21 protein-coding genes and 3 pseudogenes are annotated in these 23317 nt (G+C 57.8%); 6 read left to right on the top strand and 18 right to left on the bottom strand.

The window, feature by feature from the left end:
* The first annotated feature begins 329 nt into the window (after positions 1–329).
* A complete protein-coding gene (locus SOP85_RS21205) occupies positions 330–878 on the top strand; it encodes an RNA polymerase factor sigma-70 (protein ID WP_188265168.1) in 549 nt (182 codons plus the stop codon).
* Positions 879–924: 46 nt separating this feature from the next.
* Here the strand turns inward: SOP85_RS21205 and SOP85_RS21200 are convergent, their stop codons facing one another.
* Positions 925–1143 (bottom strand): hypothetical protein, encoded by a 219-nt coding sequence (locus SOP85_RS21200; protein WP_323607107.1) that lies wholly within the window; start codon positions 1141–1143, stop codon positions 925–927.
* 529 nt (positions 1144–1672) lie between these two features.
* Between SOP85_RS21200 and SOP85_RS21195 the strand changes: the two genes are divergently transcribed.
* Both SOP85_RS21195 and SOP85_RS21190 read left to right on the top strand, forming a co-directional pair.
* Positions 1673–1915: a CopG family ribbon-helix-helix protein gene (locus SOP85_RS21195; protein WP_323607106.1), complete on the top strand. Its 243-nt coding sequence runs from the start codon at positions 1673–1675 to the stop codon at positions 1913–1915.
* Positions 1905–2189: a type II toxin-antitoxin system RelE/ParE family toxin gene (locus SOP85_RS21190; protein ID WP_046816215.1), complete on the top strand. Its 285-nt coding sequence runs from the start codon at positions 1905–1907 to the stop codon at positions 2187–2189. Before SOP85_RS21195 ends, SOP85_RS21190 begins: the two co-directional genes overlap by 11 nt.
* Positions 2190–2294: 105 nt before the next feature.
* On the opposite strand, the gene SOP85_RS21185 is transcribed toward SOP85_RS21190, so the two are convergent.
* The 4 genes and pseudogenes from SOP85_RS21185 to SOP85_RS21170 form a co-directional block, all read right to left on the bottom strand.
* Complete coding sequence (locus tag SOP85_RS21185) at positions 2295–2552, bottom strand: DUF6429 family protein (protein ID WP_323628129.1); 258 nt, start codon at positions 2550–2552, stop codon at positions 2295–2297.
* A gap of 36 nt (positions 2553–2588) precedes the next feature.
* Positions 2589–2818 (bottom strand): annotated as a pseudogene (locus SOP85_RS21180) (type II toxin-antitoxin system HicB family antitoxin); the annotation flags it as partial.
* A 159-nt stretch (positions 2819–2977) separates the two neighbouring features.
* Positions 2978–3262 (bottom strand): type II toxin-antitoxin system RelE family toxin, encoded by a 285-nt coding sequence (locus tag SOP85_RS21175; protein ID WP_046816214.1) that lies wholly within the window; start codon positions 3260–3262, stop codon positions 2978–2980.
* A complete protein-coding gene (locus SOP85_RS21170) occupies positions 3252–3497 on the bottom strand; it encodes a type II toxin-antitoxin system Phd/YefM family antitoxin (protein WP_008056440.1) in 246 nt (81 codons plus the stop codon). The genes SOP85_RS21175 and SOP85_RS21170 overlap by 11 nt, the downstream gene beginning before the upstream one ends.
* A 1307-nt stretch (positions 3498–4804) precedes the next feature.
* Here SOP85_RS21170 and SOP85_RS21160 point away from each other — a divergent pair.
* Positions 4805–5242 (top strand): acetyltransferase, encoded by a 438-nt coding sequence (locus tag SOP85_RS21160; RefSeq protein WP_323628120.1) that lies wholly within the window; start codon positions 4805–4807, stop codon positions 5240–5242.
* A 660-nt stretch (positions 5243–5902) separates the two neighbouring features.
* Here SOP85_RS21160 and SOP85_RS21155 read toward each other — a convergent pair.
* Positions 5903–7546 (bottom strand): annotated as a pseudogene (locus tag SOP85_RS21155) (fatty acid--CoA ligase).
* A gap of 372 nt (positions 7547–7918) precedes the next feature.
* Between SOP85_RS21155 and SOP85_RS21150 the strand changes: the two are divergent.
* Positions 7919–8929: an AraC family transcriptional regulator gene (locus tag SOP85_RS21150; RefSeq protein WP_274073287.1), complete on the top strand. Its 1011-nt coding sequence runs from the start codon at positions 7919–7921 to the stop codon at positions 8927–8929.
* A 76-nt stretch (positions 8930–9005) separates the two neighbouring features.
* Here the strand turns inward: SOP85_RS21150 and SOP85_RS21145 are convergent, their stop codons facing one another.
* The 6 genes and pseudogenes from SOP85_RS21145 to SOP85_RS21120 form a co-directional block, all read right to left on the bottom strand.
* Positions 9006–10973 carry an acetoacetate--CoA ligase gene (locus tag SOP85_RS21145; protein ID WP_323628119.1) on the bottom strand — a complete coding sequence of 656 codons (1968 nt, stop codon included), beginning with the start codon at positions 10971–10973 and terminating at the stop codon, positions 9006–9008.
* 98 nt (positions 10974–11071) lie between these two features.
* Positions 11072–12391, bottom strand: coding sequence for an MFS transporter (locus SOP85_RS21140; protein ID WP_323607103.1), 1320 nt, complete (start codon positions 12389–12391; stop codon positions 11072–11074).
* A gap of 125 nt (positions 12392–12516) precedes the next feature.
* Complete coding sequence (locus tag SOP85_RS21135; protein WP_323628118.1) at positions 12517–13551, bottom strand: 3-keto-5-aminohexanoate cleavage protein; 1035 nt, start codon at positions 13549–13551, stop codon at positions 12517–12519.
* A gap of 61 nt (positions 13552–13612) precedes the next feature.
* A complete protein-coding gene (locus SOP85_RS21130; RefSeq protein ID WP_274073248.1) occupies positions 13613–14461 on the bottom strand; it encodes a TauD/TfdA dioxygenase family protein in 849 nt (282 codons plus the stop codon).
* Between the two features lie 30 nt (positions 14462–14491).
* Positions 14492–15463 carry a quinone oxidoreductase family protein gene (locus SOP85_RS21125; RefSeq protein ID WP_323628117.1) on the bottom strand — a complete coding sequence of 324 codons (972 nt, stop codon included), beginning with the start codon at positions 15461–15463 and terminating at the stop codon, positions 14492–14494.
* A gap of 170 nt (positions 15464–15633) precedes the next feature.
* A pseudogene (locus tag SOP85_RS21120) lies at positions 15634–15723 on the bottom strand (DNA adenine methylase); the annotation flags it as partial.
* Positions 15724–15899: 176 nt separating this feature from the next.
* Here SOP85_RS21120 and dusA point away from each other — a divergent pair.
* Positions 15900–16895: a tRNA dihydrouridine(20/20a) synthase DusA gene (gene dusA / locus SOP85_RS21115; RefSeq protein ID WP_323628116.1), complete on the top strand. Its 996-nt coding sequence runs from the start codon at positions 15900–15902 to the stop codon at positions 16893–16895.
* 13 nt (positions 16896–16908) lie between these two features.
* Here the strand turns inward: dusA and SOP85_RS21110 are convergent, their stop codons facing one another.
* From SOP85_RS21110 to ligA, 6 genes are all read right to left on the bottom strand, one after another.
* Positions 16909–18222: a sensor histidine kinase gene (locus tag SOP85_RS21110; RefSeq protein WP_323607100.1), complete on the bottom strand. Its 1314-nt coding sequence runs from the start codon at positions 18220–18222 to the stop codon at positions 16909–16911.
* Entirely contained in the window at positions 18219–18887 is a 669-nt protein-coding gene (locus SOP85_RS21105; RefSeq protein WP_274073201.1) for a response regulator transcription factor, read from the bottom strand. The genes SOP85_RS21110 and SOP85_RS21105 overlap by 4 nt, the downstream gene beginning before the upstream one ends.
* Positions 18888–18890: 3 nt before the next feature.
* Positions 18891–19214, bottom strand: coding sequence for a PepSY domain-containing protein (locus tag SOP85_RS21100; RefSeq protein WP_274073200.1), 324 nt, complete (start codon positions 19212–19214; stop codon positions 18891–18893).
* Positions 19214–19522, bottom strand: a complete 309-nt coding sequence (locus SOP85_RS21095; RefSeq protein ID WP_274073199.1) for a PepSY domain-containing protein — start codon at positions 19520–19522, stop codon at positions 19214–19216. Before SOP85_RS21095 ends, SOP85_RS21100 begins: the two co-directional genes overlap by 1 nt.
* An 87-nt stretch (positions 19523–19609) precedes the next feature.
* Positions 19610–20773, bottom strand: a complete 1164-nt coding sequence (locus SOP85_RS21090) for a zinc-binding metallopeptidase family protein (protein WP_323628115.1) — start codon at positions 20771–20773, stop codon at positions 19610–19612.
* Between the two features lie 179 nt (positions 20774–20952).
* A complete protein-coding gene (ligA, locus tag SOP85_RS21085; RefSeq protein WP_323607096.1) occupies positions 20953–23310 on the bottom strand; it encodes an NAD-dependent DNA ligase LigA in 2358 nt (785 codons plus the stop codon).
* Positions 23311–23317: the final 7 nt, after the last annotated feature.

Raw genomic sequence — 23317 nt, 5'->3', positions numbered from 1 at the left:
AACGTCACGCCCCATTGGGGGGGCATGCAGGACGCGGTCTTCGCCGACCGCGCAAGGCATTGGCAATGCTGTGGTGTCCGGGGCTGCAGCCCGAAGCCATTCACCAATGAGAACGGATGACCTTGGCAAATAATTAGTCGACTGCCCTGCTAGCCAACCAGACCAAGGCGCGACAGCGTGTCGCAGTTCTCACTCTGCACCTTTGAGCAGCATTAGTTCTCTTTCTCAATTGACAATCATTATCATTCAACATAATTTGTCGCTCGATGTGTAGGGCGGCCCCGGCCTTCTTGTCGTCCCACTAACCTATTGGCAGCAAGGTGATCTCCATGACGGAACAAGCGTCCACAAGCAGGTGCGATTCGCCGCTACTTCAGGCATTCGTCGACAATCGACTGATACTGGTCAAGATTGCAGCCCGCATCACCGGCTGCCGCTCGCGCGCTGAAGATGTGGTGCAGGACGCGTTCTTCCGCCTGCAATCGGCGCCGAACATCACCTCCTCGTTCAAGGCGCAGCTCAGCTACCTGTTCCAGATCGTGCGCAACCTGGCCATCGACCACTACCGCAAGCAGGCCCTGGAGCAGAAATACTCCGGCCCTGAAGAAGAAGGCCTAAACGTGGTCATCCAGGGCGCCTCACCAGAAACCTCGCACATCAACTTCTCCACCCTGGAAAACATCGCCGACGCCCTGACCGAACTGCCAAGCCGGACGCGTTATGCCTTCGAGATGTACCGCTTGCATGGCGTGCCGCAGAAGGACATCGCCAAGGAGTTGGGGGTGTCACCGACCCTGGTGAACTTCATGATTCGCGATGCGCTGGTGCATTGCCGGAAGGTGTCGGGGAGTCGGGCGGATACGTTTGCCCAGCGTTGAGGCTTGATCGCCAGATCAAGAAAGACGTACTGAAATTCGCGACGAATCAGTCGCCCTGCAGCAAACCTGAGCTGTATTCACTGAAACTGCTGCCAAGCGCACTGCCCTGGAAATTCAGTTTGCCGGGGTTGTTGCTGTGGCTTGGGGTAAAGCCAGCAGACGGCTGGCAGTCTTCGGAATAACAGCTGTGGGTACTTGTCCCCGAACAGGCGCTCAACAGCAAAGCGCTGGCGATTAGCGCGACTTTGATTGTGTTTGAGATCATTTTTTAGATTCCTGTGGGAGGTGCGGTGATTTGAGCCGACGCCTTCATCCTAGGCCGCTGACCCGTCGCCTATAATGAAACCTGGATGAGTGACAGGGTTCGTTCAGGATCGGTGGTTTGCGCACAACTCTCCCGGCGTCGGTCCAACCGCTACCCTTCCCCCAAACTTATGTATTAAAGACAGCTGTTTGCCGGGAGCTTACATTCGCTCACCGGCAAGGACGCATTCCAAACAGACACTCACGCCGAAGGCACTGAGTAAAATGCGTTACATAGCCATCCTCCTCATAGTCATCATCTTCGCCATCCTTGCCTTGGCGTTGTATGGTTGGTATCGCCACCTGAAAGACGACGAAGATGACCTTGTTTAGCCAGCGCTCCTTTAAGCCTCTATCATCTCCAGCAACCGGCTAAATCTGTGCAGAAAAGAAAATGATTTATGTCGAGACACACCTCGCGACAGCCTGTTGATTCAAGCGGGCGCTTGACGGTGTAAGATGCCCGACAAACGTCCATCATCGAGGCTGCCATGACTGGGATATCCCTGGACCTGCCGGAAGACTTGTCGAATTCTCTCGTCGAACTGGCCAAGACAAACGGCCAAACTGCAAGCTACCTGGCGATGGATGTTCTGCGCGACTACATCGAGCACGAAAGGACCTTGACCGCACAGATCGAATTGGCGGTAAAGGAAGCTGACCAAGGCAATTTCGCCAGCGAAGACCAAGTGGCGGCGATGCGCGCTCGGCGCTGGAGTCGGAATGCGGGTTGAGTGGCTGGAAAAAGCACTCAAAAACCTGGAAGACGAAGCCAACTATATTGCTCTTGAAAATCCCAAGGCCGCTGACGACTTTTCCGATGCAATTTTCGCCAGTGTAGATAAATTGGCTCAGTTTCCGGCCATGGGCCGTGAAGGGCGAGTCAAACAGACGCGCGAATGGGCAGTACCAAACTGGTCCTATCTAATTCCTTATCGCGTGCGCGGCGATCGCCTTCAAATCCTCGGTGTCTTTCACACTCGACAACGCCCCCGCACCAAGTGGTGAAGGTAGAGGACTGCGCCTTCCCAACACCTCCTGTTCATCCGTATGCAATCCAAAAAACCACCTGGCCGATGGTGGCGTTACCGCTGACTTGTTCTCATGTGGCACTCAGGAACGCGAGTCGGATGCAGGCTCCCCTGGAGCTACCCCAAACAATCGATCGGCTATCTGCCGACCTCGCTCCAGCCCTTCCGCCGTCAACCAGATCGATTTGTTCTTGTTCACCGGATTACTGATGAAACCGTGCTCATGCAATCGGTTCATGATCTCGAAGTCGAACCCTTTCCAGGCATTGCCGTCGTCGGAACTGAAGGTTGCCAACAGGGCAAGCACGGCATCTTCAATCAGTTTTTCGTCGTATTCCATGATCATTGCTCCGCTCGTATTCATTGGGCTCTGCACTAGGCGCAAGCTCAGGTTGCCCGAGTAGGTTTCTGCAGTGCGCTTCCGAGTTTCGCACAGGTTTCCAGGTAATCGGTGACGGCCTCTTCAAATGCGACTCGGAGCTCACTGAGCGACTCGCCGTGAAAACCCACGACATCCTTGACATCCACGATGTGTCCAACAAACAGGCCGTCTTCGTCACTGTAGTCAATGCGGGCAGCGTAGCCGTTGCAGTTCATCATATTCACGGGATAACTCCTGCCTGGTCAAGGAAAGCCCGGGCGTTACACAAGATTCAGATTTTTGCAGGTCGGTGACCAGAATATCGAGGTGAGTCTCGATGCAGTTGTAGGAAAAGTCCGGGAATCATGTAGGGAGGTTACGTTTGCTGAACCTACCGCAGCCGCTCAACGAGGCTTCTTCGCACGCTCATACACCGCACTACGCTCCCGCTTCCCTACTGCTACCACCGAAACCACGACGCGCGCTTCAATAACCTCATATACCAACCTGTACCCGGACGATTTCAATTTGATCTTGTAGCAGTCCGGCATCCCGTGCAGCGCATCCGCTGGCACTCTGGGGTTCTCCAATCGTTCGGCGAGCTTTTTTTTGAGTTGGTCGCGCAAGGTATGGCCCAATTTGTCCCACTCCTTGCGTGCCGAAGGCAGGAATTCGAGCTTATAAGTCATCCAGTTCTACCGGCACGGGCGTTTCGTGGCGGCGGGCGCGGACCAGCTCCGCCAGATCCAGATCGTCCAGTCGCTCCATCATGGCTTCGAAGACATCGGCTGGGACCATGTAGCCCATGACCCGATTATGGTTGAGGACGGCGACCGGGCTGCCATGGGCGCCACTCAGTACTGCCGAAGGATTTTTCTTCAATTCAGATACGCTGACGGCAATATCGGCCAATACGCTTTGCATGATTAAGACTCCAAATTAGGTCTTTATACTGGTCTAAATTATCATTTTCAGCAACCTCTCCGTCGTCCCCCTTTTCCGTTCCCCGGCCCGCTTTTCACGTCCCCTTCCCAGAGGTCAACTTGTGCTTTCGCGCCTTTTTTAGAGCAGCAGTAGATTGCGCCGGAATTGCAACGATCGTGTCACACACGTCACAGACCCCAGCCAAAACGTCCTTCGCCTCGCCGTGGCGATCGCTGAATGGCACATTGCGGCGGACATAATTCGTGGTGACAATTTGCTGGCAGTGCTCACATAAAGCCCTACCGTGATCGCCTTCAAATGGAAGCTTCATAAATTAACTCACCGATAGAAAATAAATGCGCCCCCTTTCAGGTCAATAAAAAGGACGTCACTCACCGAAATATTCACAACTTGTCCTTGAGTTATGATTAGCAGAGCAGCTTCCTGCAGAATAGAAGAACTCCCAGCTTACCCATTATAGTCACAATGGATTTGCATGCTCTCTGTTTGGTTGTGGTGGATGCTGAAGTCGCACTGCTCAAGTGCTCCTTTGACGAGTTTAATAACAGTAAGGTGCTCCTCCGTTCTACTATGTTGAAGACTCAACGATGTAAAGACTCCCAGGGGCAAAAATCGCAGTCTTTTTCCATTCAGAACAATTGACACATCTACATGAGAGCCATCCACGTCATGCCCATTGGAGCCAAATATATCATCCACCTCGCTCTTTCGCCTGGGGTAGCATGTGCAAAATAGCTTGATACCTAGCCATCTTGATATGTGCCTGAACATACCAAGCCTGCTACTTTTATTTTCATATCCACGAACGAGCAGTAGCTTAATGGATGATGGGAGTTTTGACTGGACTTCAAGCAACTTAAGAAATACATTTTCTTCAATTAATACTTTAGAGGATGGCCAGCGAGGTGCAACCTTTAAACCTTTGGTTTCCCCTTTAAGTAGTATCAGCATGCTGTTCGAGCTCTTACTGGTTATTTGTTTGACTTCGTAAGAGTTTATCATGCGTAAGCGTGTTTAGCATTGTGCTCACAATTCGATGCTCAGGGAAAACATCTCAGGTGAGACGGGTGTTTTGATTGAGCGCGCACTTGACGCTTCTCAAGCGCCCGTTTTCTTGACGCATCGAAAAACACAAAGTATTTTTCACCTCCCCTCCTTTTCGGCTACCTCTGCCGTGCACCGCCCAGGCGTTAACTCGCGAAGCGGTCATACAGATGCCGACACTTACGCGGCCGCTATTTACTGGCGTGCCTCTATTTCGATATCAAGTGTATAAGGTTGATTTCATGATCATTCGTCAGGCCAATGCTGCCGACTACCCGCAACTGCTCGACATTTGGCTGCGATCCGTTAGCGCTACTCACCACTTCCTTCAAGAGTCCGACATAGACGCTCTGCTTCCGCAGCTTCGCGACATCTATCTACCCGTTGTTGACGTATGGATTGCGTTAGGCGTGAAACACTGTCCGCTTGGCTTTATTGGACTCAATCAAAACCACGTAGAAATGCTCTTCATTGATCCTGATATTCGCGGCCAAGGTATAGGCCGTGCGCTACTGAATCACGCCCGCAGTTCGCGCTATACGATGAGCGTTGACGTAAACGAGCAAAATCCCCAGGCGGTAGGCTTCTATCTCCATTACGGGTTCGTTCAAACAGGTCGCTCTCCTTTGGACGGTGAAGGCAGACCGTTTCCACTACTACACATGAACTTATCCAGCTAAGAGCACGATGAAAAGTCGGCCCTACGCTTGCGCAGTGCCGACCCATGAGTAGCGAAACCTGTGCATAAAAGGGTGAAGCCGGTGTAAACCTATTGAAGGACTAGACATATACAGGTTCGGAGAGGAAAAAGGGGACGAAAAAATAAATCTGTTCCATTTCTGCCAAAACACCATTGGAGTAAGAATGGGCTTCTACACCAATGGTGCTTTACAACTACTACGCTGACGAATAGGGCAAGCCCCCCTCGCCACAATGAACGTAGCTACTCAGGTAGCTCGAGTCGACGCCACACCTGCCCCGCTCTCCCGCCGTTTCTCCGTCGCCCCGATAATGGATTGGATGTAGGTATCCGCTGTGTCCCCGGCCCGCCGGTCCGATCGGCTTTACTCATTCAGCTTTGTAGCAGTTTTTAAGCAAGCTTTCACACAGGCCTGTCAGGGATACTATCGGTTCTTAGTTTGTAGTCTCAGGTAGTCGAGTGCGGGCGGCTGTAAGTCCCCCTATTTCAACATCCGACTGCTACGCTGAATGCTTACCTCCCCGCTGCTCGACCCAATTCGTGAGCTACATGCGCCAGAGACTCGCATGCCGACCACCTCACGTACTCCCAGGAGGGCAATGTATGCGCTTTTGAGATGGTCTATGTCCCTATGATGTGTTCAGTTGGTCTCAGATTCCCGAATCAGTTTCTTGTTGATCTTTCCAACACTGGTTTTAGGAATCTCCGTGACGAACTTGAACCTTCTCGGAATCGCCCATTTGTTGATACGGCCAGACGCCACAAACGGTTGTAGATGGGCTTCGAGCAATGCCTGGTCGAGGTGTTTGCCTGGTACGCAGACGACCAAGGCTATCGGGCGCTCGCCCCATTGCTCATCGGCGATGCCGACTACAGCGACAGCGCTGACAGATGAGTGTTCGCTGATCAGGCTCTCCAGTTCAAGCGAACTGACCCATTCCCCTCCCGTCTTGATCACATCCTTGATTCGATCCTTGATTTCCACCACCCCCCGGGAATCGATCGAAGCCATGTCACCGGTGTGCAGCCATCCGTTGTGCCACAGTTCTGCACTCTGTTCCTCATCCTTGAAATAACCTTGGGTCAACCATGGCGTTCGCACCACGACTTCACCGAGCGACTCACCATCATGAGGAACGTCATTGCCGCCCGCATCGATGATTTTCAAATCGACCATCGGTAATGGCATCCCCGTCTTGATTCGACTGGGGAGCTGAGCTTGTGCAGGTAATTCAAGATCCTGCGCATGCAGGTAGGTGGTGCAGAGCAATGGACAGGTCTCTGACATCCCCTATGCAGCATGCACACGTATGCCACGGCTGGTCGCTCGCTGCGCGATACCCATGGTCAAGGAACTTCCGCCCAGGAGCATTTTCCAGCCATACAGGTTAGTCCGGGTGGCCTCTTCGCATCCCAGGATCATTTGCAGGATTGTGGGCACGCAATGGGAAAAAGTGACCTTCTCTTCGCGAAAGAGACTGACCAGGCGATTGGGCTCGTATCGACCGGGATATACCTGCTTGACCCCCATCAATGTGGCGACATAAGGCACGCCCCAGGCATGCACATGAAACATGGGAGTGATTGGCATGTAGACGTCATCGGAACGTAGCAACGGTTGGCCTTGATAGGCACCTAACGTCCCGACTGCATTCAAGGTGTGCAGCACCAATTGGCGGTGTGAGAAATACACGCCTTTAGGATTGCCCGTAGTACCGGTTGTGTAGAAAAGGGTCGCCACCGAGTTTTCATCAAAATCAGGGAAGTCGTAGTTTGCACTGGCCTTGCCCAGCAAAGACTCATACTCCCCCAGCACGGGCAAATCCGTAACGGCTGCAACGTCGTCAGAGAGTTGGATGTAACCTTTGACGGTCGATAGCCCGTCGTGAATCTGCTCGATCAGGGGGATAAAATCGTCATGGACCAGCACCAGATCATCTTCAGCATGATTCATGGTGTAGCGCACCTGGTCTGCGGACAGTCGGATGTTCACGGTGTGCAGAACTGCGCCGATCATCGGGACCGCAAAAAAACACTCCAGATAGCGATGGCTGTCCCAGTCGAGCAGCGCTACGGTATCCCCAGCCTTGACGCCCGCCGCCGTCAGGGCATTGGCCAGGCGCTGGATTCGCTCATGAAGCATGCGGTAGCTGTACCGCAGTTTGTCCGCATAGACGATTTCCTGATCTGGTTCGTACCGTACCCCCGACAGCAGCAAGCGCTTGATCAGTAGCGGGTAGGCATAAGCGTCTGGCGCTGGCTTGATTATTTTTGTAGTCAGCATGGTGTTTTTTCTCACTCCCGTATTTCAGGTGTTGTCCCACTGTTCTCCCGCCGCTAAACAGCAAGTACAGGGACCCTATCCACTTCGAACCGTGGTGTGGCAAGGTAAGTTTTACCGGACCTTCATGCTGTACATTTGGTGCCAGCCACTGCCCATTTCACGACAAATTCCGAAAAGTACAACGCCCGAAACCCCAACATTTAAGGTCTGCAAAATTACTTTGGAGGATGCAGGCAGGACGGTTTTCATTTCTCGCTCAAACCTCTATAAAGGGCCTGATTTTGAAATATTCACTTGCCACTTCAGACGAATTTTTCACTTCTGCACTGGGCAGGATGGGGCAATAAACACAACAACAACGAGGTCAACATCATGGCCCTAATGGCACGTACAGCTGCCCTGACGAATTACCTGGAATTGTGCACGCAACTGGCTCTCAATCCTCTGCCACTGCTCAATGAGTTCGCACTCAGCAAGGCGATGTTGAAGAATCCGGAATTGCGCATCCCCATGACAGTTGTGGCAAAGTTGCTTGAAGCGTCGGCAAAGGCCAGTGGTTGCGAAACGTTTGGCCTGCGCATGGCTGAGTCACGACAGCTTTCGAGTTTCGGCGCAATCAGCTTGTTGCTCACCCACCAGCCAACCCTGCGCGATGCCTTGACCACCATCGGACAATACCGGCACCTGCTCAACGAATCCCTGGCAATGGATATCTCGGAGACAGACAAGATAGTGATCATCCGTGAGGAAATCACAATCGACCCGGCCACGCCAAAGCGGCAAAGTATCGAACTGGCAATCGGGGTGCTGCATCGACTTTGCAGTGCGTTGCTCGGCAAGAGTTGGCGCCCTCAGAGCGTAAGCTTCACTCACAACGCCCCGGCAGACCTGAACGTCCACCGTCGGGTATTTGGCTGTAACGTTGAATTCAACTGCCAGTTCAATGGCATTGTCTGCCTTGTCGCTGATTTGAATACGGCGAATCCTACCGCTGACCCGGTAATGGCGAACTATGCACGAGAGTTTTTCGAAGCATTGCCTGGGGCCAGCAAGGGCTCGACCCTGAATGAAGTACGCCAAGCCATTTACCTGCTGCTACCCATGGATCGGGCCTCGATCAGTCTGGTCGCCCAATCCCTCGACGTAAATGTGCGCACCTTGCAACGCAGACTGGAAGACAGCGGCGTCAGTTTCTCCGAACTGCATGATCAAGTACGACGCGAACTTTTGAACCGTTACATGGCGAACCCACGTTACTCCTTCAGTCAGGTCGCAGGTCTGCTTGGCTACTCGACCCCAAGTTCATTCACCCGCTGGTTCACCGCTCAGTACGGCATGACACCGACAGCCTGGCGGCGCCAAAACCTCGACTACCAGGAATAGAACAAGTATCAAGCTCGGGAAGTTTTTGCACCCAGGGGGCACCATTGCAGTGCCCCCATGCGCCTCTCCCCGGCCCTTAGACAGTCAGCTCACTGCGATCACGGAAGTACTCCAACGCCTCGGGATTGGCGAGTGCCTCGACGTTCTTCACCGACTCACCATGAACGACATTACGAACAGCCAGCTCAACGATCTTGCCGCTCTTGGTCCGGGGTATATCCACGACTTGCAGGACCTTCGCAGGAACGTGACGTGGTGTGGTGTTGTTGCGCACCTGCTGTTTAACCCGCGCCACCAGATCATCGTCGAGCTGTTGGCCATCACGCAGCTTCACGAACAGAACGACGCGGGTGTCGCCCGCCCATTCCTGCCCGATCACCAACGATTCGACAATTTCCGGCAGTAGCTCAACCTGGCGGTAAATCTCCGCAGTGCCGATGCGTACGCCTCCGGGATTCAGGGTGGCGTCGGAGCGCCCGTAGATAGCGAAACCGCCACGACCATTGATCTCGGCAAAATCGCCATGGCACCAGATGTTGCTGAAACGGGCGAAATAGGCCGCGTGATAGCGCGAGCCATCAGTGTCATTCCAGAAACCTACCGGCATGCATGGGAACGGCCGGGTGCACACCAGCTCACCTTTGACTTCGCGTACGGATTCACCTTGCTCATCGAAAACCGCCACCGCCATGCCCAGACCCGCACGCTGGATTTCACCGCGATACACAGCCTGGATAGGTACGCCGACCACGAAGCCCGACAGAATGTCGGTCCCGCCGGCGACCGAGGCCAGGTGCAAGTCGCTCTTGATCTCGCGGTAGACGTAATCGAACCCCTCTGGAGCCAGTGGGCTGCCGGTCGACAGAAAAGCCCGCAACGCCGTCAACGAATGGCTGTGCCGTGGCGAAAGCTCCTGCTTGAGCAACGCATCGATAAACTTCGCCGACGTGCCGAAATGGGTCATGCCTTCGTCGTCGGCGTAATCGAAAAGAATACTGCCAGGACGTCCGTCACGGCCTGCGATAAAGGGTGATCCGTCGTAGAGCAGCACCGTTGCCCCGGATGCCAGGCCGGACACCAGCCAATTCCACATCATCCAGCTGCAAGTGCTGAAGTAGAACAGGCGATCATCGGCATGCACATCGGTGTGCAACTGGTGTTCCTTGAGGTGTTGCAGCAATGAGCCGCCATGACCATGAACGATGCACTTGGGAACACCGGTCGTTCCCGAGGAAAACAGGATGAACAACGGATGGTCGAAAGGCACCTCGACAAACGCGATCTCGACAGCGGCATAGGGCTCGATAAAGTCAGCGAAACGAACTCCGCCGACAATATTGGCAACATCCGGCACGTCCTCGACATACGGCACGACTACGGTACGCAGGAGGCTCGGCAGTCGAGCCGCTACTTCAGCATTTTTCGCCAGGCAATCGACGCGTTTGCCGTTGTACCAATAGCCGTCTACGCACAACAGCAGCTTGGGCTCGATTTGCCCGAAACGGTCGAGCACTCCCTGCACACCGAAGTCGGGTGAGGCCGAGGACCAGACTGCGCCGAGCGAGGCGGTGGCCAGCATGGCAACCAGGGTTTCGGGCATGTTTGGCATGACGGCTGCAACGCGATCGCCCTTGCCGATGCCCAATGCTTCCAGGCCCTGGCGAAAGCGAGAAACCTGGTTATAGAGTTCAGCTCGGGACAAGCGCCGGCGGACCTTGTCTTCACCCCAGAAGACCAAGGCATCTGCGTCGTCGCGGCGCGCCAGCATCGACTGCGCGTAGTTCAATTGCGCATTCGGGAACCAGCGTGCTCCGGGCATCTGGCCACTGTTTTCCAGCACCACATCACCCAGTTTGCCGACGCCGCCACAAAATTCCCAGACAAGCGGCCAAAACTGCTCAATCTCTTCGACCGACCAACGCCACAATGCGTCGTAGTCAGTGAAATCATGCCCGGTACGCGACTGCGCAAATTGCATGAAAGCCATCAGGCGCGTGTTGGAGATGCGCTCGGCGCTGGGCTGGAAAATGGGTTTCTCGTTCATATCAGTCTCTCTTGGTACAGGCAGACGGCCAGAGCGAAGCGGCCGAAATAAAAGGTGCTCAGGTCAAGCCCGGATGCAGCAACATCAACGGATGAATCTCATGGCGCCGCTCCCACCACCGGGGCGGAGCCAGGCGCCCGCAACTTTCCGATATCGCGGTGGTAGTGACGCTTGCCGTACCAGAACACCAGGGCAGACGCGACGGCCATCAGCGGGATGATCTGGAAGGCGTGGTCCAGGCTGACCGCATCGGCCAGCATGCCGGTGACCAGTGGGCCAGGCGCCAGCCCCAAAATATTGTTGGCCAACGCCAGCACCGCGAATGCCGTGGCGTGCACCGAGGGATGGGTCAGATTAGCCACCATGGCACCGGCCGGCCCGCAAGTGCCACTGGCAACCAGCATCCCCATGCTGATCAAGGTGAGTTGCAAGGCACCGGGCGGCAAATGGAAAGCCACTCCCAGTAACAAACCGCTGATCAGGCAATAAGCGATGGCCAGGGTGATTTTGCGGTCTGGTGCATTGCGGCACAGGCGATCACTCAACATGCCACACAGGATCATGCCGCCACCGCCGATCAGGACGATCAACGCCGAAAGCATGCCGGCCTTGTCAGTGTTCATGTGGTAGTAGCGATTCAAATAGCTCGGAAACCAGGCGAGTACCGAGCCAACGACAAACAGCTGGAGGCCATTGCCAATGTAGGCGCAGATCACCGAGCGACTGGCAAACAGTGTGGCCAGTGGCCGTTTAACGGGGGCTCCTGCGGCCCGGCCCTGCGAACTGCATGGGCGTTGCGCGGTAATGCGTCGCTCACGCACGACAATCAGGTAAATCACCGCCAGGCACATCCCGAACAGTGCCATGCTGGTGAACGCGACACGCCACCCCAGGTGCGCAGCGATGACGCCGCCCAACGCCATGCCCAGCACCGAACCGAACATGCTGCCGGCCATGAACGCGCCCGACAGGGAGGCGCGCATGTGTTTGGGGAAAACGGATAACACCACGGCAATACCGACACTGCCATAGGCGGCCTCACCGGCACCTACCAGAAAGCGCGCAACAAACATCTGATTGAAGTTTTCCGCAATTGCGCACCCCAGTGTCGCCAGGCTCCAGAACATGGCCATCAGCACCAGGCTCTTGACGCGTCCCCAACGGTCCGCGAGCAACGACAATGGAATGGTCAGCACACCGACCATGACCGAGACGATACTGCTGAGCATCCCCAACTGTGCGTCACTCAGCGCCCATTCGGCCTTCAGTAGCGGGAAAACCGCGTTGAGCACCTGGCGTGACATGTAATCGGAAATCAGCAGGCCAAAGGTCAGTGCGAACACAACCCAGGCAAACGTACGGGGAACGCTGACGGCGACGTCCGCGCCGTCACCGACGGTGGCGTGATGGAAAGCCATGGCAGATCCTTGATTCGATGTGTCTTGTTGTTATTAGGTTAGACGGCAGGGAACGTTAAGCGTCCCCTGCCCTGGCCAGTCTGGCTGGCCATCGATAGCACAGGTCTTGGGTGAGGGTAGATCCGTTACTGATGCGGCTTGCGATTCGGTGTGAATCCGTTCGCGGCCAGGGTTTCATCCGCGTCCTTGTAGAACGTGCCGATCTTGTAGATTTCGCGCGCCTCCTTGCCATTGGCAACCGGTCGTGCACATTCATTGGCGATGCGCACCAGTTGCTGGATCTGCTCCACGCTGCTCATCTTGCGCGAACGATCAGGTGTCCAGATCGTGTCTTCGATACCACAGCGCACATGCAGGCCCATCGCAATGGCCATCATGTTGAGCGGCAGCACGTTGTTCATCTGGCCCTCGAATGTCAGCACTGCACCGTCCGGCACTGCGCGCATGAAATTGGTCATGTTGTACGGCGTCATCGCGTCAGCGCCGCCACCGATGGGAATCCAGGTCAGAATCAAAGGCACGTTGCAAACGCCGCGGCGCATCATGCGCTCAACGGTTTCCAGCGAGTTGATGTTGCCCATCTGGAACTGCACCTGGATGCCATTCGCGCTCAGGCGCTTGACGTGCTCTTCCACCCACCCGGGGCCGGCCGGAATGGTCATTTCGCGGTAGGCGAGCTGCTTCACCGGATCAGCGAACGAAGTTCCGGCGAGATCGTCCTCGGACAGCGCCTCGATGATGTTGAACTGGTTCGAGTTGATAGCCAGGGTCACCTGATCCGGCTTCGGTGTCAGCTCGGCCAGCATGTGGCGTGTGTCGTCAGACAGCCATTTCGCGACCTCGCCTTCCGATTCGGGCGCAAATGAAATCGAGCCGCCCACCTGAATGATCATATCCGGTACAGCTTCACGTACTCCGGCGATCAGTTCGTTGAACTTGGACAAGCGTTTTGAGCCTTTGCCGTCGAGTTCGCGCACATGCAGGTGCAGCACAGTGGCACCGGCTTCATAGCAGTCGACAGCCTTCTGAACTTGCTCATCCATGGTGACCGGAATGTCTTCCGGGAAGTCACTGACCTCGAACTGAGGGCCATAGGGAGCCACAGTGATGACCAGTTTTTCCTGGTTTTCGGGGTACAGCGAACCGTCAATGAAATTCATGGGTATCTCCGAGGACGTATTGTTGGGTGACGCGTTTTTGTCAGTCGACAGGAAGAAATATCTAATAGGGCTTGGTGCCTATGATTCCGGCTCGGTCCATCTTTCGATGGCACGCCGGATAATCCATTACTGCATAGTGTTGCGTAGCGCTGTTGTCCCAGATGGCGACACTGTTGGGCTCCCAGCGCCAACGCACCTGGTACTCCGGGATGTATGCCTGACTTAGCAGATAACGCAGCAATTCCCCGGCACCGGGGTTCGCGTCCTGCCCATAGCGGACATGCTCACTGGTGTGAAAATTGGTGAAGTGCGTGGTAAAGACATTCACGTACAACACCTTCTCGCCAGTTTGCGGATGCGTTCGCACGACTGGATGCTCTGCGTCCGGAAATCGGGCTTTGAGTGCCAGACGCTTATCCATCGGCATCGATGCGCCAAAGGTGGCCTCGATACTGTGGCGAGCCCTCAAGTTGGCAATCTTGTCCTTGATATGGGCAGGCAGGTTTTCATAAGCCAGCGCCATGTTTGCCCACATCGTGTCTCCGCCAACTGGAGGGCATTCAACGCACCGCAACACTGCTCCGAAGGGTGGTGCTTCCCGCCAGGTGGCATCGGAGTGCCAAGCATTTTCGTATCGGTCGGGTGATTGATCCGGTGTCTTGTAGATACGGACCAGGCCTGGATAATCCGGATCACTGCCCGCGACCGGGTGATCCTCGAGATCACCAAAGCGCCGCGCAAACGCTACGTGTTCTGCGCTGCTGATGTCCTGATTCCTCAGGAACAGGACACGATACTTGAGCATTGCCCCGCGGATCTCGGCGAACAAATCGTCATCGTGAATGGCATCCGCCAGCTTCACGCCCACCAGTTCGGCGCCCAGCGCACAGGTTTGTTGTTTTATGTGCATTACGCAAAGTCTCCTGATTCTTCCTTGACGTCACGGAACCAGCACAGTCGCCCCGATCGTCTTTCGCGACTCCAGCATGCGATGCGCTTCGGCGGCCTCGGCGAGCGCGAAGATCTGTTTCGGCTCGCTCGAAATTTTCCCGGCAAGCACCAGGTCGAACAGCTCCTTGGCCATGGAGAGCATGTGCGAGCGAGGCTTGATGTAATGCACCATCGCCGGGCGCGTGAACCAAATTGACCCCTTCAGGGCAAGCGTCAGCGCATCGACATTGACGGGGCCGGAACTCGTGCCGTTGCTGACGAGGGTGCCACGCACTTGCAGGCTGTCCAGCGAAGCCTGCAGGGTGTCCTTGCCAACAGAGTCATAGACGACGGGTACACCTTGGCCATCCGTCAGTTCGCGCACACGCTCTGCGATGTTCTCGCGAGAGGTGACGATCGTATGCGTGCAACCGTTGGCCTTGGCGATTTCCGCCTTTTCGTCACTGCTGACGGTGCCGATCATCGTGACCCCAAGCGCACGCGCCCATTGGCAAGCGATCAGGCCGACGCCACCGGCAGCCGCGTGGTAGAGAATCGTCTCGCCACCCTTCAACGGATAAACCTGACGGAAAAGATATTGCGCCGTCAGGCCCTTCATGATGAGCGTCGACGCTGTGCGATCCGATATCCCGTCTGGCAACGGAATCAGCACCTCGGCGGGAATCAAACGCACGTCGGAATAGGCACCTTGCGGCCCCATCAGATAACCGACCCGGTCTCCGACCTTGATATCGGTCACACCCGGCCCTACCGCTTCGACGACACCGACAGCGTCCGAACCGAGGCCGCCCGGCAGTTGAGAAGGGTAATAGCCAGTGCGGTGGTAGATGTCGATGAAATTGACCGCGATGTAGCTATGTCGAACGCGAGCCTGTCCCGGCCCCGGTTCACCGACCTCGACGTCTTCACAACAAAGCACTTCGGGTCCACCGGTTTCGTAAAAGCGAACAGCTTTGGCCATCTCGTTTCTCCAGTCTGAATTTTCTTGTCGGCGCTAGGGCCCTTTGGACTGGAATATACGAATGTTCGAACGTGGGTTATGTACATCTCGCGACGGAGACTATCCAGTTCATGACACACCGTTTCGCAAATCAGTGGAAATGTTGAATTGCCGAGAGTGACTTGGGGGCAGTATCGGAGATGGGCGGCGCGCTGAATGTCGGTGAGGGTTTCGGGGCGGGTCATCTTCTGCCACTCGAACACCTGGCGCGAGCTGAGCGCTCATTTGAATTGGCTCTTGATAAGAATCACTGAGTGTTTTTTAAACACGCGCTCCAGGACCGTTGAAAACGCAGCTAATTACGGCGTTTCCGATGGCTGTGGAAGGCGCAAGACTCACCAAACCCCCAATCCTGATAAACTCCCCCACCTCCCAGCCTCACCATTCCAGATCCCCCATGTCCGTATCCAACGCCACACCCGCCCCGCTCTCCCGCCGTTTCTCCGTCGCCCCGATGATGGACTGGACCGACCGTCACTGCCGTTTCTTCCTGCGCCTGCTTTCCAAACACGCGCTGCTCTACACCGAAATGGTCACCACCGGTGCCTTGCTCAACGGTGATCACGAGCGGTTCCTGCGGCACAACGAGGCCGAGCATCCGTTGGCGTTGCAGTTGGGTGGCAGTGTGCCGTTGGACTTGGCGGCTTGTGCGCGGATGGCGCAGGAGCATGGGTACGATGAGGTGAATCTGAATGTGGGCTGCCCCAGTGACAGGGTGCAGAACAATATGATCGGCGCGTGCCTGATGGGGCATCCGCAGTTGGTGGCCGATTGTGTGAAGGCGATGCGCGATGCGGTGTCGATTCCGGTGACGGTGAAGCATCGGATCGGGATCAATGGGCGTGACAGCTATGAAGAGCTGTGCGATTTCGTTGGCACGGTGCGTGATGCCGGCTGTACCAGTTTTACCGTGCATGCGCGGATTGCGATTCTTGAGGGGTTGTCGCCGAAGGAGAATCGCGATATTCCGCCGCTGCGTTATGACGTGGCCGCGCGGTTGAAGGCGGACTTCCCTGAGCTGGAGATTATTCTCAACGGCGGGATCAAGAGCCTGGAAGCCTGTCACGAGCATTTGCAGACGTTCGACGGGGTGATGCTCGGGCGTGAGGCTTATCACAATCCCTATGTGATGGCCGAGGTGGATCAGCAGTTGTTTGGCAGCACCGCGCCGGTGATCTCTCGCGCCGAGGCGTTGGCGCAGTTGCGGCCTTATATCGCTGCGCACCTGGAAGCCGGTGGCGCGATGCACCATATCACTCGCCATGTGCTGGGGCTGGGTACCGGGTTTCCGGGGGCGCGCAAGTTTCGCCAGTTGCTGTCGGTGGATATCCACAAGGCGAAAGATCCGCTGGCCTTGCTGGATCAGGCGGCCGGGTTGCTCGAGGGGCGTTGATCGCCCCGTTGTTTCAGCGTTTGGGTAAGTCGATGGTCACTTTCAAGCCGCCCCACTCGCTTTCTTGCAGCAGTAGCTGCCCTCCCCAGCTGTCGACGATGTCGCGCACGATGCCCAGGCCCAGGCCATGGCCGTCGGTCTGTTCATCCAGGCGGGTGCCGCGGCTGATTACCTGATCGCGCTGGTCCTGGGGAATGCCCGGGCCGTCGTCTTCCACGTTTAATTCGTAGGCTTGCGCGGTTTCGATCACGCTGAGGCGAACTTCGGCGTCCGCCCATTTGCAGGCGTTGTCCAGCAGGTTGCCGAGCAGTTCCAGCAGGTCTTCGCGGTCCCAGGGCAGCTGCAGGCCGCTGGGCGCGACATAGCTGAGGTGCAGGTGTTCGCCGTGGATCATGTTCAGGGTGGCGAGCAATCCTGGCAGTTCGGCGTCGCAATCGAACAAGGCCCCGGGCAATGCGTCGCCGGCCAGGCGGGCGCGGTTGAGTTCGCGATTGAGTCGCAGGCGGACCTGTTCCAGTTGGTCCTTGAGGACCTGGCGCAGTTGCGGGTGGGCGTCGAGTTGTTCGCTGGAGGCCAGGCTCAACAACACCGCCAGCGGGGTTTTCAGGGCGTGACCGAGGTTGCCCAGGGCATTGCGGGAGCGCTTGAGACTGTCTTCGGTGTGGGCCAGCAAGTGGTTGATCTGGGTCACCAGTGGTTCCAGTTCGATCGGCACCTGATCGTCGAGTTGCGAGCGCTGGCCCTGTTGCAGTTGCGCGATCTGTTCCCGGGCCTTTTCCAGCGGGCGCAAGGCGCGGCGCACGGTGAGCCGTTGCAGCAGCAGGATCAGCAGCAGGCCCGCCAGCCCCAGGCCGAGGCCAATCTGTTGCATGCGCTGGAAGCTCTCGCGCACCGGGGTGTAGTCCTGGGCCACGCTGATGGAAATCGACTGGCCGAGGCGCCGATAGTCCGAGCGCAGCACCAGCAGCTGTTGGCCTTCCGGGCCCAGTTGCAGGTTGCTCTCCAGGCCCGGCCGTTCGAGGCGTGGCAGTTCCTGGTCCCAGAGTGAACGGGAGCGCCAGTGGCTGTCAGCAAAATCGATGCGGAAATAGTGGCCGGAAAACGGCCGCTGGTAAGCCGGCGACAGCAGACGCTCATCCAGTTGCAAACCCTGGGGGCCGCGCACCAGCGCCACCAGCAGGTTTTCGCTGTCGTTGCGCAAGCCGGCTTCGAGGTAGCGCTGCAATCCCACTTCGAACAGCCACAGGCTGGTTTGTGCCAACACCAGGCCGACGATCACCATCACACTGATCAGGCCCAGGCTCAAACGGCGCTGGATCGACCTCACCGGGCTTGCCCACCCAGCAGGTAACCCTGGCCGCGACGGGTTTCGATCACGTCGCGCCCGAGTTTGCGCCGCAGGTGGTTGACGTGGACTTCCAGCACGTTGGAATCGCGCTCGGTTTCACCGTCGTAGAGGTGTTCGGCCAGGTGGCTTTTGGACAGGATCTGTTCCGGGTGCAGCATGAAGTAACGCAACAGGCGAAACTCGGCGGCCGTGAGCTGGATGTCGGCGCCATCGCGGGTCACGCACTGGCGACCCTCATCCAGTTGCAGGCCGGCGGCCTTGAGGGTCGGTTGATTGACCTGGCCGTGGGAGCGGCGCAACAGGGCCTGGATGCGCAGGTGCAGTTCTTCGGGGTGGAAAGGTTTGGTCAGGTAGTCGTCGGCGCCGGCCTTGAGGCCTTCGATGCGCTCGGCCCAGGAACCGCGGGCGGTGAGGATCAGCACCGGCGTCGCCAGGCCAGCGGCGCGCCACTGGGTCAACACGTCTAGCCCGGGCAGCCCCGGCAGGCCGAGGTCGAGGATGATCAGGTCATAGGGTTCGGTGCTGCCCTGGTGCACCGCGTCGCGACCGTCGGCCAGCCAGTCCACGGCATAACCTTGGCGATTGAGGCCGGCCACCAGTTCGTCGGCCAGCGGCACGTGGTCTTCCACCAGGAGCAATCGCATCGGTCAATCTTCCTTGTCTTTGAGTAAATGGCCGGTGGTGGCGTCGATGTCCAGTTCGCGGACCACACCCTCGGTGGTCAGCAATTCGACTTCATAAATGTAGACGTCGTGCTTCTCTTCGAGCTCGGCTTCCAGCAGCTTGGCCCCCGGATAACGATCCAGCGCTTTTTGCAGAAGCTGCTCGAGCGGCAGGATCACGCCCTGTTGGCGCAGGCGCAGGGCCTCGTCCTGGTCGAGGTCGCGGGCCATGACCACCGAGCAGAAAACCAGCAGCGCCAGGGCCATGCGGCCGCTGACGCGTCGAGGGGAAAAGGAATGCAGCGTCATTACGTGTCCTGATGATCCTTGAGAATCTGCCCGCTGACCGCGTCCAGCTCCAGGTCCCACTCGATGCCCTGCGGGTCGCGCAGTTCAACCTGGTAGATGTACTTGCCGTACTCTTCTTCCAGTTCGGTTTCGGTGACGGTGGAGCCGGGATGCTTGGCCAGCGCCGTGGCATTGAGCTTCTCGAAAGACACAATGGTACCAGCGTCGCGCAGCCTCAGGGCTTCGTCGGGGCCGAGGTCGCGCGCCTGGGCGAGGTTGGCGGTCAGGCCGATGAGGGATGCGGCGAACAGGGCAGTAAAGGATTTCATGGGTGTCTCCGTATTTTTTATGTGTTGCCTACGGGGGCCACCTTAGCGAAACCAACTTAATTGAAACTGAATTGCCATCATGCGCGACTATTGTGCCAGCACCTCGTCGGCCCTGCCGCCTTCGCGCTGGATCACCAGGTGGATGAAGTGCAGCTTGGCGATCACCGCGGGCGGCAGCACGAAGGGGTAGAAATCCGGCTGGCCCATGCTGCGCGACAGCTCGTTGAGCATGCCGGCCAGTTCGATCCAGGCGTTGACGAACGACAGGAAGGCGCCGCCGCCGGGGTGCTGTGGATCGTACAGGGTGCAGGAGGGAAACGGCTGGTAGTCGAAGTCCATTTCCCGCGCGCTCATGCCAAAGCCGAGCGCGGTGTCGACGGCGTCCATCATGTGCAGGTAGTGAGCCCAGGTTTCGGCCCAGTCTTCCCATGGGTGCATGGTGGCGTAGGCGCTGACGTACTGCTGCTGCCAGTCGAGCGGCGCCCCTTGCTGATAATGCCGTTCCAGGGCATCGGCGTAGCTGGCGCGTTCATCGCCGAACAGATCGCGAAAGGGTTGCAGCCAATCGCTGTTGGCAATCAGGCGGTCCCAATAATAATGCCCGACTTCGTGACGGAAATGCCCGAGCAAGGTGCGATAGGGTTCGTGCATCTGCACCCGCACCTGTTCGCGGTGGGCGTCGTCGGCTTCCTTGATGTCGAGGGTGATCAGGCCGTTGGCGTGGCCGGTGGTGGGTGCCTTGCCTTCGAGGTCGACGCCGATGACGTCGAAGGCCAGGCCGGTTTCTTCGTCCTGGGTTTTCGGGATGACTTGCAACCCGAGGCTGAGCAACTGCGCGATCAGGCGGCGCTTGGCGGTTTCCACCTTGCGCCAGCGCTCGTGGTTTTCGGCGATGGATAAATCGGGGATGGTACGGTTCAGGCTGCAGGCGATGCACAGGGCATCTTGGTCGTTGGCTGGCAGCAGCCAGTTGCAGGCGGCTGGGGAATCGAGGTTGGCGCAGCGACGGAATACGCCGGCTGCGGGATCGGCGTCGAGTAGCCAGGTGTCGGGCTGCTCGCCCGGTTGTAGCGAGGACAGGCGACTCTGCTCGGGTTGGTAACCCAGGGCTGCGGAACAGGCCAGGCACTGGCTGTTGCGAAAGAACAGCGACTGGCCGCAACGACAGGGCCAGATTTTGCTGTTGCGCGAGCTTTCGCCCATGAAGGGGGCGGCGATGCGCGAGCTGAGCTGTTCGAAGAAGCGGTACATGAGCGATCTCTCCCTGGGGCTTGCCAAGACTAGATCATTGCTGGGGGGTGATCGTTCCCCCGCTTTGCGGGGGTGAATCAAAAGATCGCAGCCTTCGGCAGCTCCTACAGGGGGACGGCGGCGTTTGCGCGATCCTTGTAGGAGCTGCCGCAGGCTGCGATCTTTTGATCTTGAGGGCGTCAGACCGTGATGTTGTGCCCTTTCAGGAACTCGACGAATGCTTCTTCATCCAGCACCTTTAGCCCGAGCTCATTGGCCTTGGTCAATTTAGACCCCGCGCCAGGCCCTGCGACCACGCAGTGGGTCTTGGCTGATACGGAACCGGCCACTTTGGCGCCGAGGCTTTCGAGTTTGTCCTTGGCCACATCGCGGCTCATCAGTTCCAGCGAACCGGTGAGCACCCAGGTCTGTCCGGCCAGTGGCAGGCCTTCGACGACTTTCTTCTCGCTCTGCCAGTGCATGCCGAAATCGGCCAGTTGTTTCTCGGCGTCCTCAGCCAGTTGGCGATTGGCCTCAAGGGCGAAAAACTCGCGAACGGAGTTGGCCTGTTTCTCGGGCAATGCCTGACGCATGTCCAGCCAATCGGCGCTGATCACCGCTTGCAGCGAACCGAACTTGTCGGCAAGTTTTTGCGCCCCGCCCGGCCCTACCGAAGGGATGTGCAGCTTGTCGAGGAAACCGCCCAGTGTGGTGCTGGCGGCGAACTCGGCGCCCAGCTCGCCCTGGTCCTGAATCTGCAAGCCGTGCTTGAGCAGTTCCTCGATCACCTGCTGGTTGTGCGCGTCTTCGAAGAAGCTGTGAATTTCGTGGGCCACTTCCAGTCCGACGTCCGGCAGGTAGGTCAGCACTTGCGGCAAGGCCTGCTGCACCCGCTCCAGTGAACCCAGGGAACGCGCCAGCACCTTGGCCGTCTCTTCGCCGACATCGGGAATTCCCAGGGCGTAGATGAAGCGGGCCAGGCTCGGCTTCTTGCTGTCGGCGATGGCGCTAAGCAGCTTGTTGCTCGACAGTTCGGCAAAACCTTCCAGATCGACGATGTCTTCGAACTTCAGGGCGTACAGGTCGGCCGGCGAACTCACCAGGCCTTCATCGACCAACTGCTCGACGCTCTTGTCGCCCAGGCCTTCGATGTCCATGGCCCGGCGGGAGACGAAGTGAATGATCGCCTGCTTGAGTTGCGCGCCACAGGCCAGGCGCCCGACGCAGCGATACACCGCGCCTTCGCTGACGGTCTCGCGGCCCTTGCTGCGCTTGACCAGCTGGGTGCGCTCGACGTGGGAGCCGCACACCGGGCATTGCTCTGGAATCTGCACCGGCCGGGCGTCTTCCGGGCGACGCTCGGTGACCACTTGCACCACTTGCGGAATCACGTCGCCGGCGCGGCGGATGATCACCGTGTCGCCGATCATCAGGCCCAGGCGCGCCACTTCGTCCATGTTGTGCAGCGTCGCGTTGGCCACGGTGACACCGGCGACCTTGACCGGCTTCAAGCGCGCCACCGGCGTCACCGCACCGGTGCGACCGACCTGGAACTCGACGTCGAGCAACTCGGTGAGTTCTTCCATGGCCGGGAATTTATGGGCGATGGCCCAGCGCGGTTCGCGGGCGCGGAAGCCCAGTTCACGTTGGGAGGCGATGCTGTTGACCTTGAACACCACGCCGTCGATTTCATAGGGCAGCGCGTTGCGGCGTTCGCCGATGTCGCGGTAGTAGTCCAGGCATTCGTCGATGCCGTTCGCCAGTTTCAGCTCGTGGCTGATGGGCATGCCCCAAACCTTGAGCTGCTGCAGATTGCCGATGTGGGTATCGGCGATGTCCGCGGACACCTGGCCAATGCCGTAGCAGCAGAATTCCAGCGGACGGTTGGCGGTGATCTTCGAGTCCAGCTGGCGCAAGCTGCCGGCCGCGGCGTTGCGCGGGTTGGCGAAGGTCTTGCCACCGACTTCCAGTTGCGTGGCGTTGAGCCGTTCGAAACCGGCCTTGGACATGAACACTTCGCCGCGCACTTCCAGGGTCGCCGGCCAGCCGGTGCCGTGCAGCTTGAGCGGGATGTTGCGCACGGTGCGCACGTTGACGCTGATGTCTTCACCGGTGGTGCCGTCGCCGCGCGTTGCTCCGCGTACGAGCATGCCGTCCTGATAGAGCAGGCTGACCGCCAGGCCATCGAGCTTGGGTTCGCAGCTGTATTCAACCGCCGCGCCAGCGCCGAACAGATCACCGGCCGGCAGGTCCAGGCCTTCGGTCACCCGACGGTCGAACTCGCGCATGTCGGTTTCTTCGAAGGCGTTGCCCAGGCTGAGCATCGGCACTTCGTGGCGCACCTGGGTGAACGCCGACAGCGCGGCGCTGCCGACCCGCTGGGTGGGCGAGTCGCTGGTGACCAGGTCGGGATTGGCCGCTTCGAGGGCCTTGAGCTCGTTGAACAACCGGTCGTACTCGGCGTCCGGGATGCTCGGCTCGTCCAGCACGTGGTAGCGATAGTTGTGCAGGTCCAGCTCGGCGCGTAGCTCTAGAATGCGGTCTTGGGCGGCAGTCATGGGTGTT

Source organism: Pseudomonas sp. YuFO20 (assembly GCF_035064975.1).
In the GTDB taxonomy this organism is placed as follows: domain Bacteria; phylum Pseudomonadota; class Gammaproteobacteria; order Pseudomonadales; family Pseudomonadaceae; genus Aquipseudomonas; species Aquipseudomonas putida_AE.
Note: the sequence above shows the minus strand (reverse complement) of the source record. Positions and strands in the feature narration are given on the sequence as shown.

Bases quoted from the DNA above. Each gene is read 5' to 3' on its own strand.
- SOP85_RS21090 (WP_323628115.1), bottom strand. From the start codon at position 20,773: ATGTACCGCTTCTTCGAACAGCTCAGCTCGCGCATCGCCGCCCCCTTC.
- SOP85_RS21185 (WP_323628129.1), bottom strand. From the start codon at position 2,552: ATGGAATACGACGAAAAACTGATTGAAGATGCCGTGCTTGCCCTGTTG.
- SOP85_RS21175 (WP_046816214.1), bottom strand. From the start codon at position 3,262: ATGACTTATAAGCTCGAATTCCTGCCTTCGGCACGCAAGGAGTGGGAC.
- SOP85_RS21200 (WP_323607107.1), bottom strand. From the start codon at position 1,143: ATGATCTCAAACACAATCAAAGTCGCGCTAATCGCCAGCGCTTTGCTG.
- SOP85_RS21105 (WP_274073201.1), bottom strand. From the start codon at position 18,887: ATGCGATTGCTCCTGGTGGAAGACCACGTGCCGCTGGCCGACGAACTG.
- SOP85_RS21145 (WP_323628119.1), bottom strand. From the start codon at position 10,973: ATGAACGAGAAACCCATTTTCCAGCCCAGCGCCGAGCGCATCTCCAAC.
- SOP85_RS21125 (WP_323628117.1), bottom strand. From the start codon at position 15,463: ATGGCCAAAGCTGTTCGCTTTTACGAAACCGGTGGACCCGAAGTGCTT.
- SOP85_RS21095 (WP_274073199.1), bottom strand. From the start codon at position 19,522: ATGAAATCCTTTACTGCCCTGTTCGCCGCATCCCTCATCGGCCTGACC.
- SOP85_RS21140 (WP_323607103.1), bottom strand. From the start codon at position 12,391: ATGGCTTTCCATCACGCCACCGTCGGTGACGGCGCGGACGTCGCCGTC.
- SOP85_RS21195 (WP_323607106.1), top strand. From the start codon at position 1,673: ATGACTGGGATATCCCTGGACCTGCCGGAAGACTTGTCGAATTCTCTC.
- SOP85_RS21170 (WP_008056440.1), bottom strand. From the start codon at position 3,497: ATGCAAAGCGTATTGGCCGATATTGCCGTCAGCGTATCTGAATTGAAG.
- SOP85_RS21135 (WP_323628118.1), bottom strand. From the start codon at position 13,551: ATGAATTTCATTGACGGTTCGCTGTACCCCGAAAACCAGGAAAAACTG.
- SOP85_RS21160 (WP_323628120.1), top strand. From the start codon at position 4,805: ATGATCATTCGTCAGGCCAATGCTGCCGACTACCCGCAACTGCTCGAC.
- SOP85_RS21205 (WP_188265168.1), top strand. From the start codon at position 330: ATGACGGAACAAGCGTCCACAAGCAGGTGCGATTCGCCGCTACTTCAG.
- SOP85_RS21150 (WP_274073287.1), top strand. From the start codon at position 7,919: ATGGCCCTAATGGCACGTACAGCTGCCCTGACGAATTACCTGGAATTG.
- SOP85_RS21130 (WP_274073248.1), bottom strand. From the start codon at position 14,461: ATGCACATAAAACAACAAACCTGTGCGCTGGGCGCCGAACTGGTGGGC.
- ligA (WP_323607096.1), bottom strand. From the start codon at position 23,310: ATGACTGCCGCCCAAGACCGCATTCTAGAGCTACGCGCCGAGCTGGAC.
- dusA (WP_323628116.1), top strand. From the start codon at position 15,900: ATGTCCGTATCCAACGCCACACCCGCCCCGCTCTCCCGCCGTTTCTCC.
- SOP85_RS21100 (WP_274073200.1), bottom strand. From the start codon at position 19,214: ATGACGCTGCATTCCTTTTCCCCTCGACGCGTCAGCGGCCGCATGGCC.
- SOP85_RS21190 (WP_046816215.1), top strand. From the start codon at position 1,905: ATGCGGGTTGAGTGGCTGGAAAAAGCACTCAAAAACCTGGAAGACGAA.